This window comes from Brevibacillus sedimenti, from assembly GCF_020923495.1.
In the GTDB taxonomy this organism is placed as follows: domain Bacteria; phylum Bacillota; class Bacilli; order Brevibacillales; family Brevibacillaceae; genus Brevibacillus; species Brevibacillus aydinogluensis.
This window is the reverse complement of record NZ_CP064048.1, coordinates 3,538,061-3,553,871: the sequence shown is the minus strand read 5'-3', so window position 1 is coordinate 3,553,871 and position 15,811 is coordinate 3,538,061. Positions and strand designations below refer to the sequence as shown.

Annotated in this window: 16 protein-coding genes and 2 pseudogenes; 14 read left to right on the top strand and 4 right to left on the bottom strand. The window is 47.0% G+C overall.

Going from position 1 to position 15,811, the window contains the following annotated elements; translation table 11 throughout:
- Positions 1-245 precede the first annotated feature (245 nt).
- The 6 genes from IRT44_RS17350 to IRT44_RS17325 all read left to right on the top strand — a co-directional run bounded on the left by IRT44_RS17350 (position 246) and on the right by IRT44_RS17325 (position 4,160).
- Positions 246-1,028 (top strand): sulfite exporter TauE/SafE family protein, encoded by a 783-nt coding sequence (locus tag IRT44_RS17350; protein WP_230077079.1) that lies wholly within the window; start codon positions 246-248, stop codon positions 1,026-1,028.
- Between the two features lie 114 nt (positions 1,029-1,142).
- On the top strand, positions 1,143-1,721 hold the full coding sequence (locus IRT44_RS17345; RefSeq protein ID WP_171566981.1) for a sulfurtransferase TusA family protein: 579 nt from the start codon (positions 1,143-1,145) through the stop codon (positions 1,719-1,721).
- Positions 1,722-1,858: 137 nt separating this feature from the next.
- On the top strand, positions 1,859-2,998 hold the full coding sequence (locus IRT44_RS17340) for an MBL fold metallo-hydrolase (protein WP_171566983.1): 1,140 nt from the start codon (positions 1,859-1,861) through the stop codon (positions 2,996-2,998).
- A 20-nt stretch (positions 2,999-3,018) separates the two neighbouring features.
- On the top strand, positions 3,019-3,243 hold the full coding sequence (locus IRT44_RS17335) for a sulfurtransferase TusA family protein (protein ID WP_212133300.1): 225 nt from the start codon (positions 3,019-3,021) through the stop codon (positions 3,241-3,243).
- A gap of 106 nt (positions 3,244-3,349) precedes the next feature.
- On the top strand, positions 3,350-3,829 hold the full coding sequence (locus IRT44_RS17330) for a DsrE/DsrF/DrsH-like family protein (protein ID WP_171566986.1): 480 nt from the start codon (positions 3,350-3,352) through the stop codon (positions 3,827-3,829).
- A 70-nt stretch (positions 3,830-3,899) separates the two neighbouring features.
- Positions 3,900-4,160, top strand: coding sequence for a metal-sensitive transcriptional regulator (locus IRT44_RS17325; protein ID WP_171566988.1), 261 nt, complete (start codon positions 3,900-3,902; stop codon positions 4,158-4,160).
- Positions 4,161-4,438: 278 nt separating this feature from the next.
- Here the strand turns inward: IRT44_RS17325 and IRT44_RS17320 are convergent, their stop codons facing one another.
- Positions 4,439-5,572, bottom strand: coding sequence for an aminotransferase (locus IRT44_RS17320; RefSeq protein ID WP_171566990.1), 1,134 nt, complete (start codon positions 5,570-5,572; stop codon positions 4,439-4,441).
- Between the two features lie 15 nt (positions 5,573-5,587).
- Positions 5,588-6,646, bottom strand: a complete 1,059-nt coding sequence (locus IRT44_RS17315) for an ornithine cyclodeaminase family protein (RefSeq protein WP_212133301.1) — start codon at positions 6,644-6,646, stop codon at positions 5,588-5,590.
- Between the two features lie 128 nt (positions 6,647-6,774).
- Here IRT44_RS17315 and IRT44_RS17310 point away from each other — a divergent pair, with 128 nt between their 5' ends.
- A complete protein-coding gene (locus IRT44_RS17310; protein ID WP_171566993.1) occupies positions 6,775-7,656 on the top strand; it encodes a LysR family transcriptional regulator in 882 nt (293 codons plus the stop codon).
- 63 nt (positions 7,657-7,719) lie between these two features.
- Here the strand turns inward: IRT44_RS17310 and IRT44_RS17305 are convergent.
- Positions 7,720-7,979: pseudogene (locus IRT44_RS17305) on the bottom strand (flavodoxin family protein); the annotation flags it as partial.
- Positions 7,980-8,085: 106 nt separating this feature from the next.
- Between IRT44_RS17305 and istA the strand changes: the two are divergent.
- Both istA and istB read left to right on the top strand, forming a co-directional pair.
- The gene (gene istA / locus IRT44_RS17300) at positions 8,086-9,309 is read left to right on the top strand and encodes an IS21 family transposase (protein WP_008409807.1); all 1,224 of its coding nucleotides are present in this window, start codon (positions 8,086-8,088) and stop codon (positions 9,307-9,309) included.
- Complete coding sequence (istB, locus tag IRT44_RS17295) at positions 9,306-10,073, top strand: IS21-like element helper ATPase IstB (protein WP_008409491.1); 768 nt, start codon at positions 9,306-9,308, stop codon at positions 10,071-10,073. The genes istA and istB overlap by 4 nt, the downstream gene beginning before the upstream one ends.
- 67 nt (positions 10,074-10,140) lie before the next feature.
- Here the strand turns inward: istB and IRT44_RS17290 are convergent.
- A pseudogene (locus IRT44_RS17290) lies at positions 10,141-10,434 on the bottom strand (flavodoxin family protein); the annotation flags it as partial.
- 138 nt (positions 10,435-10,572) lie between these two features.
- Here IRT44_RS17290 and IRT44_RS17285 point away from each other — a divergent pair.
- The 5 genes from IRT44_RS17285 (at position 10,573) to IRT44_RS17265 (ending at position 15,795) form a co-directional block, all read left to right on the top strand.
- A complete protein-coding gene (locus IRT44_RS17285) occupies positions 10,573-11,457 on the top strand; it encodes a LysR family transcriptional regulator (RefSeq protein ID WP_212133302.1) in 885 nt (294 codons plus the stop codon).
- A 411-nt stretch (positions 11,458-11,868) separates the two neighbouring features.
- Complete coding sequence (locus IRT44_RS17280) at positions 11,869-13,017, top strand: acyltransferase family protein (RefSeq protein WP_171566998.1); 1,149 nt, start codon at positions 11,869-11,871, stop codon at positions 13,015-13,017.
- 60 nt (positions 13,018-13,077) lie between these two features.
- Positions 13,078-13,764, top strand: coding sequence for an SGNH/GDSL hydrolase family protein (locus IRT44_RS17275; protein ID WP_171566999.1), 687 nt, complete (start codon positions 13,078-13,080; stop codon positions 13,762-13,764).
- A 177-nt stretch (positions 13,765-13,941) separates the two neighbouring features.
- Positions 13,942-14,265, top strand: coding sequence for an LCP family protein (locus IRT44_RS17270; RefSeq protein ID WP_230077078.1), 324 nt, complete (start codon positions 13,942-13,944; stop codon positions 14,263-14,265).
- A gap of 207 nt (positions 14,266-14,472) precedes the next feature.
- A complete protein-coding gene (locus IRT44_RS17265; RefSeq protein ID WP_230077077.1) occupies positions 14,473-15,795 on the top strand; it encodes an MFS transporter in 1,323 nt (440 codons plus the stop codon).
- Positions 15,796-15,811: the final 16 nt, after the last annotated feature.

Here is a 15,811-nt window from a genome sequence, read left to right as displayed (position 1 = left end):
TCACTTGACAAAAAGAAAGGAACGGCGTATTATACCCATACGGGTATATGTATATCAAAATGATCACAAAGGGGGGACATGTGTAAGGCAAAAAGAGACGGATGGGATCAGATCATCGGGAGTGTCGTGCTGGTGGTCTTCTGAGCTGCGTGGTGCGGACCTTGTCCGCATGATGGTTCCGATTTTGGATCATTTGGTTCAAGAAGTCGGCAAACATTGTAATCATGCAAATGAGAGGGGGTTTTATGGAACTGGATCTCGGGTGGATCATCACCTTATTCGCGATCGGCTTTGTCGGTTCCGTGATTTCCGGAATGGTCGGGATCGGCGGTTCCATCGTGAAATATCCGTTGCTGCTGTATATTCCCCCGCTGCTTGGGTTCGCGGCCCTTAGCGCGCAAGAGGTTTCCGCGGTCAGTGCGGTCCAGGTGTTTTTTGCCACACTGGCCGGAATGTTTGCTTACCGCAAAGGCGGGTTTATCAATAAGAAACTGGTTCTCGCCATGGGCATTCCCATCATAGCGGGGAGTTTTATCGGCGGCTTCGGCTCAAAATATTTACCCGATTCCGCGATTAACCTGACGTATGCTGTGATGGCGCTTGTTGCGGCGGTCATGATGTTTTTGCCCAAAAAAGAGGCGGACAGAAGCGATTTTTCCGACATTCGCTTCAACACAACCGTTGCGGTCATTGCCGCGGCAACGGTGGGCCTCCTGTCAGGAATCGTCGGTGCGGCTGGCGCTTTCATCACGGTTCCGATCATGCTGGTCGTATTGAAGATTCCGACCCGTATGGCCATCGCCTCGTCATTGGCGATCACGTTCATTTCCTCAATCGGTACCACGGTCGGGAAAGTGATGGGCGGCCACATGCTGCTGATTCCGTCCCTGGTGATGGTTGCGGCGAGTATTGTTGCTTCGCCGATGGGCGCACATCTCGGCCAAAAAATGAACGTGAAGGTGCTGCAATGGATCCTCGCTGCGCTCATCACGGCAACGGTCATCAAGATTTGGCTGGATATATTGTGACCACTGTACCCTGTGTGAGGAGTATCTGCCGTCCACGGATAAAAAGGGTTGCCAGTATAAACGGCGGCGTGATCGAATACGGAAAATCTACATGCGATCGTAGGGGGTAATGTTGTGAGAAGAGAAATTCACACGGATCATGTGCTTGAATGTGAACAATTGTCATGTCCAATGCCGGTGGTAAAAACCAAGAAAGCCATGGAAGAAATAATGCCGGGGGAAGTTCTCGAAGTGCGGGCGACCGATAAGGGCTCTGTCGCGGATTTGCAGAACTGGGCCAGACGCACCGGCCATCAATATATCGGTCTTATCGAAGAGAACGGGGTTTTCCGCCATTTCTTGAGAAAAGCCTCACTCAACGAAACGAAAGCGGAAGTGAATTTCCCTCACACCATGAGCAACGAGGAATTACATCACAAACTGGCTTCCGGCGAAAGCATCATCGTGTTGGATGTGCGCGAACCTGCAGAATATGCCTTCGAGCACATTCCCGGCGCCATATCCGTACCTTTGGGACAACTGGAGGAAAAAATCCCTCAGTTGGACCCGGGGAAAGAGTATGCCGTGATTTGCCGTACGGGAAGCCGCAGCGACATGGCCTGCCAAATTCTTGCCGAGCACTGTTTTTCCAACGTGAAAAATGTGCTGCCGGGCATGTCTCAGTGGCAGGGAGCCACAGAAAGCGACGAATGAGAAACTTCGAAGAACGTAATGGAACACACAAAAGAGGACTTCGTCGGCTGCAGGGAATTTGGCGGTGCGGCGACATTTTGGAATATGCCTTTGTGGTCCAAGTAACATTGATCTTCTAACAGGAAAGGAGATTACGAATGGAACAAGTTCGATCGATTACGGCGGAAGAGCTTCATCGCAAAATGAGTTCCGGTGAAGATCTCGTGATTCTCGACGTGAGGAATGAAACGGATTACAACGAGTGGAAAATTGAAGGCAAGAATCTGAGAACCATGAACATTCCGTATTTCCACTTTCTGGAGGAGGATGTGCAGGTGTATGCGGGACTGCCGAAGGATGCGGAAATCGTCATTGTTTGCGCAAAAGGCGGAGCATCCCATTATGTAGCGGAAATGTTGATGGAAAAAGGATACAATACCTGCTCGTTACAAGGCGGGATGCTTGCCTGGAGCCAGTTTTACCATCCCACCATCGTATATATGGACGATCAGTTGAAATTGATTCAAATCAACAGGTTGGCGAAAGGCTGTCTGTCTTATGCGGTTATTTCCGATGGAAAAGGCATGATCATCGATCCGAACAAAGAGATTGATGTGTACATCGAACTGGCCAAAACACACCAATTTGAGATCGAACATGTGGTGGATTCCCACATGCATGCCGATCATATCACCGGCGGTCCGCGGCTTGCCAAACAAGTCGGCGCGACATATTACATTTCTTCCGAAGAGGCGAAGGGGACGAATTTGAAGTTTGAACCGCTGGATCGTTACGACCGGATCAAGGTCGGCGATGTTCATGTGGAAGTGTTGTCGATCCCCACGCCGGGCCATACGCCGGGTTCCACCTCTTTCCTCATCGACAACCGGTTTTTGCTGTCCGGGGATACCATCTTTGTCGGCGGTTTGGGAAGACCCGATCTCGGGGGCAAGGCGAAAGAATGGGCTGAGGATTTGTATCACACTGTGTTTTTCAAGCTGAAAGATCTCCCGGATGATTGCCTGGTTTTGCCGGCGCATTACGCCGATATTCAGGAAATCAACGACCGCGGCGTTGTCGGGGAGCTGCTTGGCAAGATTCGCGAAAATAACGAGATTATGCGCAACGTAGACAAAGCATCGTTTACGGAACAAGTGGCCAGCGCAGCTTCCATGGAGAAGCCCCCCAATTTTGAGGAAATCGTGGCCATCAACCGGGGCGAACTGCAGGTCGATCAGGAAAGGGCAATTGAGCTGGAAATCGGTCCCAATCGCTGCGCAGTACACCATCACGGTTAAAAAAAGGAGGAGGACTACGCATGGCGGACGTATTTGTCGACGCAAAGGGCCTGGCTTGCCCGCTGCCGATTGTGAAAGCAAAGAAAGCCATCGATACGCTGCAGTCAGGTCAAATCATGGAGGTGCGCACAACCGACAAAGGCTCCATGAACGACTTCTCAGCGTGGATCAGACAGTCCAACCATGAATTGATCGAAGCAACAGAAGACAACGGTGTGTTTATCTTTATCGTGAAGAAAAAATAGGATGTGCGGAAGATTCCATTGCAGTCGATTCAAGGTCATGCGCCAAGTATGACTGATTTTACTCGCAAAAAATATACCCATACTCGTATATGTAAGGGGTGATTGTATGAGCCAAAAAGAAAAAACCACCATTATCCTGTTCAGCGGTGATCTGGACAAGGCGATCGCCGCCTTTATCATCGCGAACGGAGCGGCTGCATATGGTCATGAAGTGACGATCTTTTTCACCTTCTGGGGGTTGAATACGCTTCGCAAAGATCAGCCTGTTTCGGTTAGGAAAGGGTTTCTCGAGAAAATGTTTGGCAAAATGATGCCGCGCGGAGCGAATAAACTGGGACTTTCCAAAATGAATTTTGCCGGAATCGGTCCGAGATTGATCAAACATGTCATGAAGAAGCACAATGCATTGAGCCTGCCGCAATTGATAGAGCTTGCCCGGGAACAGGGAGTCAAGCTGGTCGCGTGCACGATGACCATGGATTTGCTGGGACTCGCAAAAGAAGAACTGATCGACGGGATCGATTATGCCGGTGTTGCAACCTATTTGGGGGATGCTGCAGAAGCGAAGGTGAACTTGTTTATCTAAGCCTGGTTCCCCGGATATAGGGTATAATATACCTATACACGTATAGTGAATAGGGGGAGATTCCGTACCGATGAAATATGACGAGGATGTGAAAAGAAGGCTGCGCCGCGTGGAAGGACAAGTCCGCGGGGTGCTGAAAATGATGGAGGAAGAGAAAACCTGCAAGGATGTGGTAAGTCAGCTTTCGGCTGTCCGCAACGCGGTTGACAAGGCCATTGCTTACATCGTGGCGGTCAATCTTGAACGGTGCATCTTGGAAGAGAAGGAGGCTGGCAACGATACCAGCAAATTGGTTCAGGAAGCTGTTGCATTATTGATCAAAAGCAGGTAGGGGAAGTAACCTGCGCAGGTGGTCCTGGACAGAGAGGGACAAAAGCTGCTGCAGCTCGCCTTTGGAACGTTCGGCCTGAACGTCAGGAATCGGCGGGCTTGTCGAAGGCGTTGTTGCGATGTCCGACAAACCCGCCTCGTTCCTTATGACGTTGACGACAAATGAGAGCATGCCCAGTATATTCAGCAGGCATGTCCCTGTATTGCATGCTCAGAACGATGAGATTACTTTGTGACTATTCTGAACGCTTAGCGTCTGCTGTGGATGACTCCGTTCCTTCATCGATACAACTTCATTTTCCGTACATACTGTGAGACCTGTTCAAGTCCAGCTTGCAGAACGTCTGTACTGCAAGCATAACCAATACGAACATGTCCTTCCATATCAAAGCACGCACCAGGTGTCAAAAAGGCACCAGTATGAGCAAGCAGATCTGTACAAAACGTCACAGAAGGGACTGGAAAATCATATTTCAACATCGCTGTCGTTCCCGCGCGCGGTTTGACATAGGAAAAGGATTGTTCGTGTTTCACCCATTCATCCAGGAGGGCAAGGTTGTCCCGCAAAATTTTTCGACTTCTGCTTACAATCTTGTCGTAGTTCTTCAGGGCATGGACAGCCAGTACATCGTCCAACATCCCGCAGCTGATCGTTGTGTAGTCCCGGTGCTTCATACATTCCGCAATGACGTCTTGTGGAGCGGCAATCCAACCAAAACGGAGACCTGCAAGCGAGAGTACTTTTGAAACACTGGACGTGCTGATTCCCTTCTCATATAGATCAGCAATTGAAGGAACGTCGGCCTCAGCATCCTGGAGTAAGTCCTGATAGACTTCATCACAAAGTACATAAGCTCCACACGATCGTGCAATCTCCACAATTTGTTCCAGGATATCCCGTTCCATTAAGGCACCAGTTGGGTTATTCGGATTATTAATACAAATCATTTTCGTGTTCGGTCGAATCAGAGACTTCAGCTCGTCAAGATCGGGGAGAAAATGATGTTCAGGGCGCAGCTCCAAAAGGTCTACTGTCGCTCCAAATGATCGAGGAACTTCATAAAGCTGCTGATAGGTCGGATGCACCGCAATAACGTGATCGCCAGGTTCGATAAGAGAGTAATACACTAAAAAGTTGGCGCCGCTTGCCCCATTCATGACGAGAACTTGATGAGGCTCAATGGTTTCGTACAAGTTCGCAACCAGCTGCCTGAACTCGGGAGAACCCTCAATATGACCATAGGTTAGCTTCAGCGGATAGAGGGAGCGAAAAAATTCATCAGGATTTGTACCATCTATCGTAATAAGTTCCTTCAACGTGAGGGAGTCCACACATGTTTCCGCCATATTAATGGTTGCGTTCTTTTCATGGGCATTCATCCATTCTTCTACCAGGAAAGCCTTCATTTTCATGGTTCATATCCTCCCTTACAGGTTCGCGACGATACCGATGCCTTTTGCTTCCGCTTGTTTTAAAATATAATCAGCCGTGATCAAGTCTTGCAGGGCGATCCCTGTGCTGTCAAAGATCGTAATGTCGTCATCTGAAAGACGGCCAGCAGTTGTACCAAGCATCACACTGCCTATTTCCGCAACAATGTTATCTCGTTCTATGACTCCTGTTTTGATCGGTATCTCTGTTTCTCCTACCTGGACAGCCTGGTCAACATCATCGACGAATACTCGTGCAGAAGCGAAAATTCGCTCGTCGATTTCCTGTTTTCCCTCCAGATCTGCCCCAATGCAAGAGAAGTGTGTTCCCGGCCGAACCCATTCTTTTTGAATGATCGGTTGTCGCGAAGGAGTTGCGGTAATAATAATGTCTGCTTCTCCTGTTGCCTTCTGAATCTGGTCAGTTGCCGCAAATTCTACTTGTTCGATGCGAGAAGCGTATCTCTCAAATAACACCGGATTGTCCCGATACGGAGCCAGGAACTTTTCTTTTAATATTGCTGATATCGTAGAGCAAAATGATCTTGCTTTCTCCAATGAATGATGATTGTAAACTGTCACCTTTTTGATATGATCCATGAGCATCAGCGTGGACATAATCAGATAAGGAGCCAAGTGACCTGTTCCGACGATCAATAAATGCTCAGACTCTTTTCGTGCAAGATACTTGGCGCCAATCCCTCCTGCTGCTCCTGTCCGCATTAACGTGATTGCTTCTCCTCCCATCATCCCGATGGGGACGCCTGTTCTGCTGTCGAGCACCAGCACGAAACCAACGAGGGGAGGCAGCTGTTTGGCAGGATTATCCCCAAACCATGACACGAGCTTTAATCCGAAAATATCAGCACCCACCAGATGTCCTGATTTGATGTCCATGTCAGCTTTTCCTGGAGAAAATTCATGGAACATCAGCGGGAATACCGCTGCCTCTTTTTGTGCCTTTAACAAATACGCACGCTCAACCAATTCGATTACCTGTTTCATATCCAATAGTTTCTCTACATTTGGTGGATCAATGACTCGAAATGAAAACAACCCTGCTCCTCCTCTGCATTGAAATCTTGTTGGTCATAATTTACCATAGAGTCTAAATCAAAGAACAATTGATGTATGTTATGGTTACGATTACAAATTTTTAGGTATGGATAAGGGGAAGGGGAAATATGGAACTTCGTACATTGAAAACCTTCCAGGTAGTTGCTACCCATCTTAATCAGACGAAAGCAGCCGAGATTCTTGGATATACGCAGCCGACGATCACAATGCATATACGAAATCTGGAACAGGAGATCGGTCACCCCTTATTTCATCGGGTTGGGAAGAAAACCTATTTGACTCCGGCTGGAAAAGTATTGAAGCAGCATGTAGACAGGATCATGGATTGTGTAGAGGAAATGAACAAAGCGTTAAACCGATTGCATGATCCCTACGGCACGTTGGTTATCGCTGCGCCAGAATACTATTGGACTCATTTTTTGACGATGCTTATCCATACCTTTGTGAAACTTCATCCGCAAGTAAAGTTAAAACTGGTCTCTTGTAACAGTGTAGACGTCATTCAAATGATCACCGCTCGTGAAGCGGATGTGGGGATTATTACCGGAAAAAATAAGAATGAAGATCTGGAGTTCGTTTCGCTTGATGAAGAAGAGCTGTTATTGGTCATCAGAAAAGACCTCCACCAAAATAGTGACCTTTCTGCCATTCTACAAACGTATCCCTTATTCTTTAAAAAATTTTCTTATCTTGATTGGCTGTTTGATCGTTGTATGGAAGAGATCCCCACGCCGATGGCTGTCATTGAAAGTGACAGTGAAGAAGCAATTAAGCAAGCAATTTTAAAAGGGACAGGTGTTGGCATAATCAGTGGTGATTTAATACACGAGGAAATACGAAAGGGAGAACTCATCCCTCTGCATCGCTTTACGCAGACGTTGGATACCTTCTTAATTACACGCAGGGATCGTTCTGATGAAATTACCATTCAGGCATTTGTCGAACTGGTAATGGAAGGGTGGGACGAAGCAGCTGAAGAATCCTTGTAAGCGGAATAGGTACCCGAAAAATATACAGGAGGTTGCATGGCAGTAGCCGCAACCTCCTGTCTTTTATTGCAATTTCTTTCTTAGCTGTTCCGCTGCAGACAGTGCATTCAGGTCCTGTAAAATATCACCTGGTCTGTTTCCTTTTCCAATAACATATCCTTCGAAGGTTGTCCCTACAAAGTCAAAGATATGTTGAAACTGCTGAATCATCGGCAACCCTGTGATGTATGGGTTATCTCCCCCACCGCGATGACATATGCTTTTTTGGCTGCCATTTTTGATTTGAAATCAGGAAAATTCGGGTCTCGTAATGTTTGTGTCACCGCCGGGATATAATTGACCCAGGTTCGCCGGAAAGAAAATGACCCACCCATAGCGAATATATCCCCTTCGTAATTAACGGCCAAGTTAATCTTCGGAGGGAGACACATGCTAAGGAGTGGGATAGTGATATCGTTACATACCATGAGGGCAGAAGGCAAGAGTATTCGTGAAATTGCCCGTCTAACGGGGCATTCTCGAAATACAGTTCGCCGATATCTCCGGGGTGAATTCTCCCCCGAAAAGGGAACCCGTAAATCTCGTGGTTCCAAGCTTGATCCGTATAAACCGTTCCTGCAGGAACGTCTTCAAGAAGGTATCTATAACTGCGAGGTTTTATTCGATCTTCTACGAGAAAAGGGGTATACCGGGGGACGTACCATCTTGAAAGACTATGTGAAGGACTTCCGTCCTCCCAAACAAGTTCCCGCTGTTCTTCGTTACGAGACGAAACCTGGTGAATATGCACAGGTCGACTGGGGACTGTGTGATTACGTAGATTTGGACGGTACAGTCCGAAAAGTGCCGGTATTTGTCATGGTATTGGGGTACTCTCGTTCCACCTATATAGAGTTCACTAAGCGTTGTGACATTCACAGCTTTCTTCGTTGCTTGATTCATGCTTTTGAATATTTTGGGGGCATCCCAAAGGTAATGCTGACCGACCAGATGAAAACCGTCGTACTGGGCATGGGAGATGATCGAAAACCTCGCTGGCATCCGCTTTTTGCCGACTTTGCTGCAGCGATTGGGCTTGTTCCAAAAGTATGCAAAGTTCGACGCCCCGAAACAAAGGGAAAAGTGGAACGAGGCGTTCAATACGTAAAAAACAACTTTCTTCCTGGCAAACGCTTCGTTGATTTACAGGATCTCAATCAACAAGCCCTACACTGGTGCGAGCGGATTAACCGCCGTATTCATGGAACAACCGGCGAACGTCCCATCGACCGACTCCGTGAGGAAAATCTGTCGCCTATCCCTTCAGCTGAACGATGGGAAAAATACTTGCATGAACCGAGACAGGTCAGCCGAGACGGATTTGTTAGCTACGATGGTGTACGATATGGGGTTCCATGGAGGTACAGTGGACGTGAGGGTACCGTGCGAGAAGTGAATGGGTGGGTGGAAATCTGGGCCGACGGCACATGTATTGCTCGACACCAAAAGGTCTATCGATCCCGTGCAACTGTTTTTTGTGAAAACCAGTATGCAGGTCTTACGACTGCTCAAGGATATGCCTATCCACGTCCGCAAGCCCGACAGATTTCATCGCAGCAAGTGGAAGTGCGTTCGCTGGATGTCTATGAGCAGCTGACGGGGGTGGGAGCATGATTGAACTGGAACAGGCACGGCTACGTCTTGAGGAACTTGGGCTTCAGCAAGCGGCTCTACTCTTGGATGCCCATTTGGAAGCGGCAAGTCATGGACAGCCCACCTATCTGTCCTTTCTCAACATGCTTCTAGATGCAGAGATAGCGGAACGTCAAAAACGGAATATGGAGGTACGCACCAAACTCGCACACTTGCCTTACCGAAAAACGCTGGAGGAGTTCGATTTTGCTTTCCAACCCAGCATTGACGAACGGTTGATTCGAGAGCTGGCCACGATGACTTTTGTAACCCGACACGAGAATGTCTTGTTCTTAGGGCCTCCCGGAGTAGGAAAAAGTCATCTGGCGGTGGCGTTGGCTGTAGAAGCCATCTCGCAAGGGATATCCGTTTACTTTGTCAGTCTCTCGCAACTCATCGAAGATCTGCGAAAAGCTTACACGGAAAACAGGCTGGATAAACGCCTACGCATCTATATTCGACCAAAGCTCCTGATTATTGACGAAATTGGTTACTTACCGTTTGACAGTTTGGCAGCTAACCTCTTTTTCCAGGTAGTAAGTGCAAGATACGAGAGAGGGAGTATTCTGTTGACCAGCAACAAGAGTTTCGGTGAATGGGGGGAACTGATGGGCGATCCGATACTTGCTACGGCTATCCTGGATCGGCTCTTACACCATTCCCACATCGTCAATATTAGGGGGAATAGTTACCGACTTCGTGAGAAGATGAGGACTGGAGCCTACGGCTCCCCCTCTACCACCTAACCAACAAAAAATCGCCGGGTGGGTCAATTCTAAACCGGCGATGGTGGGTCAAAATAAAGTCGGCGTTGACAGTTTGTGACCATCGATCAATAAAGTTCTTCATCGTTCCCGTCATGCTATACCAATAGATTGGTGTGGAAAAAATCAGGATATCATGCGGCAGGATACGTTTCATGATGGAATTATAATCATCTTGAACATCCGGAAAACCTTCCTCTGCATGCCGCATATCGATAATCGGTTTAATGACATAATCCTTTAAATAGATTTCTTCTGCATCTATACCTTGGATGGCTAACTTCGTTAACGTTTCTGTGTTCCCGTTTGGACGGGTTCCACCATAAATAACCGCAATTGTCATATGGATTAACTCCTTTTCCTGGGGATCATCTGCATATTGTTCTCGGGATATTCCTATCTTATACTAAGCATCGAAATCGATACAGACGATTATCTTGATTGGATAAATCGAAAATAACGATTTTAAAGAGGTTGCATAATGGAAATTAAACAATTGATTACATTTAAACATGCTGCCGAAAACCTGAACTTTACCCAAACTGCGAAATTGTTGAATTTTGCTCAATCAAGTGTTACGGCTCAAATCAAAGCCCTTGAAGATGAGATTGGCAAACCCTTGTTTGAGCGTTTGGGCAAACGACTGATTTTAACTGAAGCGGGACGTACCTTTAAAACATATGCGGACAAAATCATTGCATTAAGCCAAGAAGCAGTAACAGCAGCGAATGGAGAAGAAGAAATCAGCGGCACGTTAACAATAGGAGCTCAGGAGAGTCAGTGTACGTATCGATTACCGCTGATTCTGAAAGAGTTCAAGAGTGCATTTCCGAAGGTAAAGCTGGTATTTAAACCTGCCCATTCTGATGAAATAGCGAGAAAACAGCTGATGGAAGGATTATTGGATGTTGCTTTTTTTATGGATGCGTGGAAACCTGAAGGATCGTTAAAGGTAGAGCGACTTGTCAAAGAAGAGTTATTGTTAGTCGCCGCGCCAAACCAATCGAAAGCCAATTTTTCAATCGACGATCTGAAGCATGAAACGCTTTTACTCACAGAAGCCGGATGTTCTTATCGAAACATGTTTGAAGAATCTCTAAAATCCCTTGGAATTTATTCATTACATAAAATTGAATTTGCCAGTATCGAGGCCATTAAACAATGTGTGATTGCAGGATTAGGAGTGGCACTGCTGCCTGAAATGGTCGTGAAAAAAGACATTGAAGCAGGGCGAATGAGGGAATTGCCGTGGAAGCCTTGCACACCTCCGCTTTATACTCAAATTGCTTGGCATAAAGATAAATGGATGACACCACCTTTAACTGAATTTATACATGTTACTCGCAAGATGCTCTTGTCAGTGTAAATGCTTGCGGGAAGAGCAACATGATTAACCTTTTTGAGAGTGTCCAGATATGGGCACTCTTTTTTTTCGGAAAACTGTTTTAAGTTCATGCTCATTCAGTCGGAAACTCAACGATACTGAATTCTCCACTCGTTGTAACCGAAATGAAATTGATTCCGCTCATATAAATCGTTACATTAGTGTTGCTGTCTGGATATTTGCAAGAAGGGAACCGCAGAATATAACATTCCGATTCTTATGATTACCGGGAGAGCAGACGTTTGTTTACGGAAAAACCTTTACTTGCCCGGAAAATGAGTGGATACAACTATTCGTTGACATCTTGTTTGCATCTTTATCAAACCTTCGTGACATCCAGGAGCTATATTCTTGCTGAGAATAAGCCAATAAACGGACAAGGATTGAACCAACATGAACAGGGAACATAACCAACCGTTGAAACGCTATATGCCTGGTTTAGACGGCTTGCGAGCAATTTCTGTCCTGGCTGTGATTGGTTACCACCTTGATTGGGAGTCGATGCAAGGTGGGCTGCTGGGAGTAGAGATGTTCTTTGTACTATCCGGCTACCTTATTACGGATCAGATCATATTGGAGTATAAAACAAACAATACGGTTTCTATCTGGAATTTCTGGATAAGAAGAATACGCAGATTGTTGCCTGCGATGATTTGCATGCTTCTGGCGGTGGCTTCATGGCTGAGTATGACCGATTTCTCCAGACTGCGGGCACTGCAGGGTGATTTTCTCTCCTCACTTTTTTACATGAACAATTGGTACCTCATATTTCATGACGTTTCCTATTTTGAGAGTTTTGGTCCAGCTTCTCCAATTGGACATCTGTGGTCGCTTTCCATTGAGGAACAGTTTTACCTCGTTTGGCCAATTCTTTTCTTGATCGGCATAAAACTAGTGCCGCGACGAGGAAAACTAATGCTGCTGATTCTTTTATTGGCCTCCCTATCCGCCAGTGCAATGGCACTCATGTATGAGCCGGGAACGGACCCAAGTCGAGTGTACTACGGGACGGACACCCGTGCATTCGCTATCCTGATTGGAGCAGCATTGGCAATCGTCTGGCCGAGCTGGAAGTTGAATGACAGGATTTCCCCTACTGCTCGAACGTTGCTAGATGTAAAAGGAGTGCTGGGGCTAATTGTTTTACTCGTCATGATCAATGCAGTAAATGAATACGATGATTGGCTGTATCAGGTCGGTTTTCTTATTGTGTCTTTTGTCACCGCAGGTGTCATTGCAGTATTGGCACATCCGGCCAGCCGACTGGGGAAAATCTTGGCGTGCCGACCCCTGACCTGGATTGGGAAACGTTCCTATAGTCTCTATATATGGCATTATCCGGTCATTGTTCTGTCGAGTCCGACAGTCAACACCGAGAAGCCTGGTTTCACACACATTTTGTTGCAATTGATCATGAGTGTAGCTCTGGCAGCTCTATCATACAAGTATGTCGAAGAGCCGATTCGCCGGGGAAATGTTCGTAATCTCGTTCGCAAGCGTTACACTGACAAAACGTTTGGCAGATTAGGACGACTCCTCTGAGTAAAGGCGTGAATTCGTAACAAGGGAATGAATTTCAAAATGAAAGGATGAAATGGAAAAATGAAGAGAAACGTGTGGATGATATGGGGGGTCGTCATCTTCATTTGTGCTGTTGGTTTTCCGGTTCTCCGAGCACAGACCTCGGAAACGCCTGAAAAGGCAGAAATACAAGGCCAACAATTTGAACAATCTCCCAACCCGCAGAGCACTGAAAAGAATTCGGGCGAGACTGAAACAAAGAAAATCGAGACGGAGACGAAGCAAGAGGAACCACTCAATGGGGAAGGGATCACTGTCATCGGGGATTCTGTCATTCTGGGAGTGGAGCCTTACTTGAAGGAAAAGCTGCCGAAAATCACGGTAGATGGAAAGATCGGCAGACAAATGTCGCAAGCCCAGGATGTTGTAAATGGATTAAAACAGCAAGGGAAATTAGGGGACCACATCATTATTGAACTCGGGACGAATGGCCCTTTCAAGAAAGAACACCTGCGCAATTTGTTAACGTCACTTTCTGATGCCAAACAGGTGTTGTTAGTAACAACGCGAGTTCCGAAAAAATGGCAAAATCAGGTTAATCCGACGATCAAGGAAGTCGCCAGTGAATTCAGCAATACGAAAGTAGTAGACTGGTACGCAGCCAGTGAAGGGAAGGGAAATTACTTCTACGAAGACGGGGTACATCTAAAGCCGGACGGCAGCAAGTATTATGCTTCCCTTCTGATTGAAGCCTTACAAGAAAAGTAGGACATAAGCGTACTACAACGACCCAACCGATGGCACACATTTTGATCTTAACCCCGGGGTGCAGGTGCCGGCGATCAGGTATTAGACTATGTTCGTCACCGTCAAGACAGTCGAGGTGTCACATATTATTCGAGCGACTTTGACCGCAGCCGCCGTCAGCAAGAGGTGATGAAAGCAATGACTGAAAAGTTGGTTTCTCTTGGCGAACTGACCAAGATATTCAAACTGCTGGAAGTGGCTGGTGAACATCTCCAGACCGACTTGTCGAAGGCGCAAATAATGGGTTTTGTTATGGGCCTGAAAGATATTTCACCTTCCAACCTGGTCTTTCTGGACAACGGTGCCTATTGGAAGGATGGATATTTGGACAGGGAGAAACTCCTTGCCGTTCGCACTGCACTTCAAAGAGAAATGAATGTGAGAAGCGACCAACGTTCTAAATTAAACAACCCTCCGATCCATGACAGCGATAAAGGCACTGCTGCGAGAACAAATCAATAACCACTCCTTGTAAACAACCTTATTTCGGTCACTTAAATGGAATTCTGTACGCATGTGGAACGTACCTTAAATAAAGGCAATTAGAGGACCAAACTTCTTGCCCGATCTCCACGATGAATGATTGTGTCGACCTCGTGGAATGGGCCGAAAAAATGGTGATGTTTTAAGCTTCACACACCAAACCTAACAAGAAAGGTGTTCTGAGCGATGGAGCATGAACCTGGAAGCATGAAAGAAAATCATTTACGGAGTTACGTAGATTCTCCAGAGATGCAGAATCGGCTATACAAACGAACGTTATTTATCGTATTCGTGGCACAAATTTTTAGTGGTGCAGGTCTGGCAGCAGGTGTCACTGTTGGAGCACTTCTTGCTCAGGATATGTTAGGCACGGAAAGTTTTGCTGGTGTTCCCGTAGCGTTGATTACACTTGGATCTGCGTTGGCTGCAATGCTTGTTGGGCGTCTTTCCCAGCGTTACGGACGTCGCTTGGGGCTCGCAGCAGGATTTATCACAGGCGGTATTGGGGCAATTGGGGTCGTATTTGCGGCTGTTAGCCATAGTGTATTCCTCCTGTTCGCTTCGCTGTTTATCTACGGCGCCGGTACGGCCACAAATTTGCAAGCACGATATGCGGGAACAGATCTGGCAAAGCCAACCCAACGGGCAACAGCTGTCAGCATTGTAATGGTTTCTACTACGTTCGGTGCTGTCGCAGGTCCAAACTTGGCTGATGTAATGGGCAGTTTTGCTTCGTCACACGGTGTTCCTGCCCTTGCTGGGCCGTTTTTACTGGCTGCGGCTGCCTACATCTTGGCCGGTCTTGCCTTTGTGGGTTTCCTTCGCCCTGACCCTTTCGTTGTCGCGAAGGCTATTGCTGAGGCCAAGAAAGAGGAGAGCAGCGGCTTAGATGCGGAAACAAATACGCTGTCAAGAAACAACCGTGGAATCATCGTCGGCGCTGCCGTAATGATCTTAACCCAAATCGTAATGATCGCAATCATGACAATGACTCCCATTCACATGGATCACCATGGTCATGATTTAGGGGATGTCGGATTGGTTATTGGTATTCATATTGGTTCGATGTACCTCCCATCTCTCGTGACAGGCATTCTTGTTGACAAGATTGGCCGCACAGTCATGACGTATGCTTCCGGTGGTACTTTACTTGCTGCTGGCCTTGTCGCAGCAGTAGCACCAGCTGACTCTTTGACAGGAATAATCATCGCGCTGGCTTTGCTGGGGCTTGGTTGGAACTTTGGATTAATTAGCGGAACAGCTCTCATCGTAGATTCAACGGACCTGGCTACGCGTGCAAAAACGCAAGGAGCCATTGACGTATTCATTGCACTATCAGGGGCTTCGGGTGGAGCACTTTCAGGTATGGTTGTAGCACATTCCAGTTATGCAACACTTTCACTTGCCGGGGGATTCCTCTCGCTGCTTCTCATTCCGGTCGTGATTTGGTCACGCAGCGGTCGAAAATCCACGGTAACAGAAAGTACTTCAGCAGGCTCTGGTCAATAGAAGCCTGCTTGTTCTT

Bases quoted from the DNA above. Each gene is read 5' to 3' on its own strand.
- IRT44_RS17350 (WP_230077079.1), top strand. From the start codon at position 246: ATGGAACTGGATCTCGGGTGGATCATCACCTTATTCGCGATCGGCTTT.
- IRT44_RS17340 (WP_171566983.1), top strand. From the start codon at position 1,859: ATGGAACAAGTTCGATCGATTACGGCGGAAGAGCTTCATCGCAAAATG.
- IRT44_RS17335 (WP_212133300.1), top strand. From the start codon at position 3,019: ATGGCGGACGTATTTGTCGACGCAAAGGGCCTGGCTTGCCCGCTGCCG.
- IRT44_RS17330 (WP_171566986.1), top strand. From the start codon at position 3,350: ATGAGCCAAAAAGAAAAAACCACCATTATCCTGTTCAGCGGTGATCTG.
- IRT44_RS17325 (WP_171566988.1), top strand. From the start codon at position 3,900: ATGAAATATGACGAGGATGTGAAAAGAAGGCTGCGCCGCGTGGAAGGA.
- IRT44_RS17320 (WP_171566990.1), bottom strand. From the start codon at position 5,572: ATGAAAATGAAGGCTTTCCTGGTAGAAGAATGGATGAATGCCCATGAA.
- IRT44_RS17310 (WP_171566993.1), top strand. From the start codon at position 6,775: ATGGAACTTCGTACATTGAAAACCTTCCAGGTAGTTGCTACCCATCTT.
- istA (WP_008409807.1), top strand. From the start codon at position 8,086: ATGCTAAGGAGTGGGATAGTGATATCGTTACATACCATGAGGGCAGAA.
- istB (WP_008409491.1), top strand. From the start codon at position 9,306: ATGATTGAACTGGAACAGGCACGGCTACGTCTTGAGGAACTTGGGCTT.
- IRT44_RS17285 (WP_212133302.1), top strand. From the start codon at position 10,573: ATGGAAATTAAACAATTGATTACATTTAAACATGCTGCCGAAAACCTG.
- IRT44_RS17280 (WP_171566998.1), top strand. From the start codon at position 11,869: ATGAACAGGGAACATAACCAACCGTTGAAACGCTATATGCCTGGTTTA.
- IRT44_RS17275 (WP_171566999.1), top strand. From the start codon at position 13,078: ATGAAGAGAAACGTGTGGATGATATGGGGGGTCGTCATCTTCATTTGT.
- IRT44_RS17270 (WP_230077078.1), top strand. From the start codon at position 13,942: ATGACTGAAAAGTTGGTTTCTCTTGGCGAACTGACCAAGATATTCAAA.
- IRT44_RS17265 (WP_230077077.1), top strand. From the start codon at position 14,473: ATGGAGCATGAACCTGGAAGCATGAAAGAAAATCATTTACGGAGTTAC.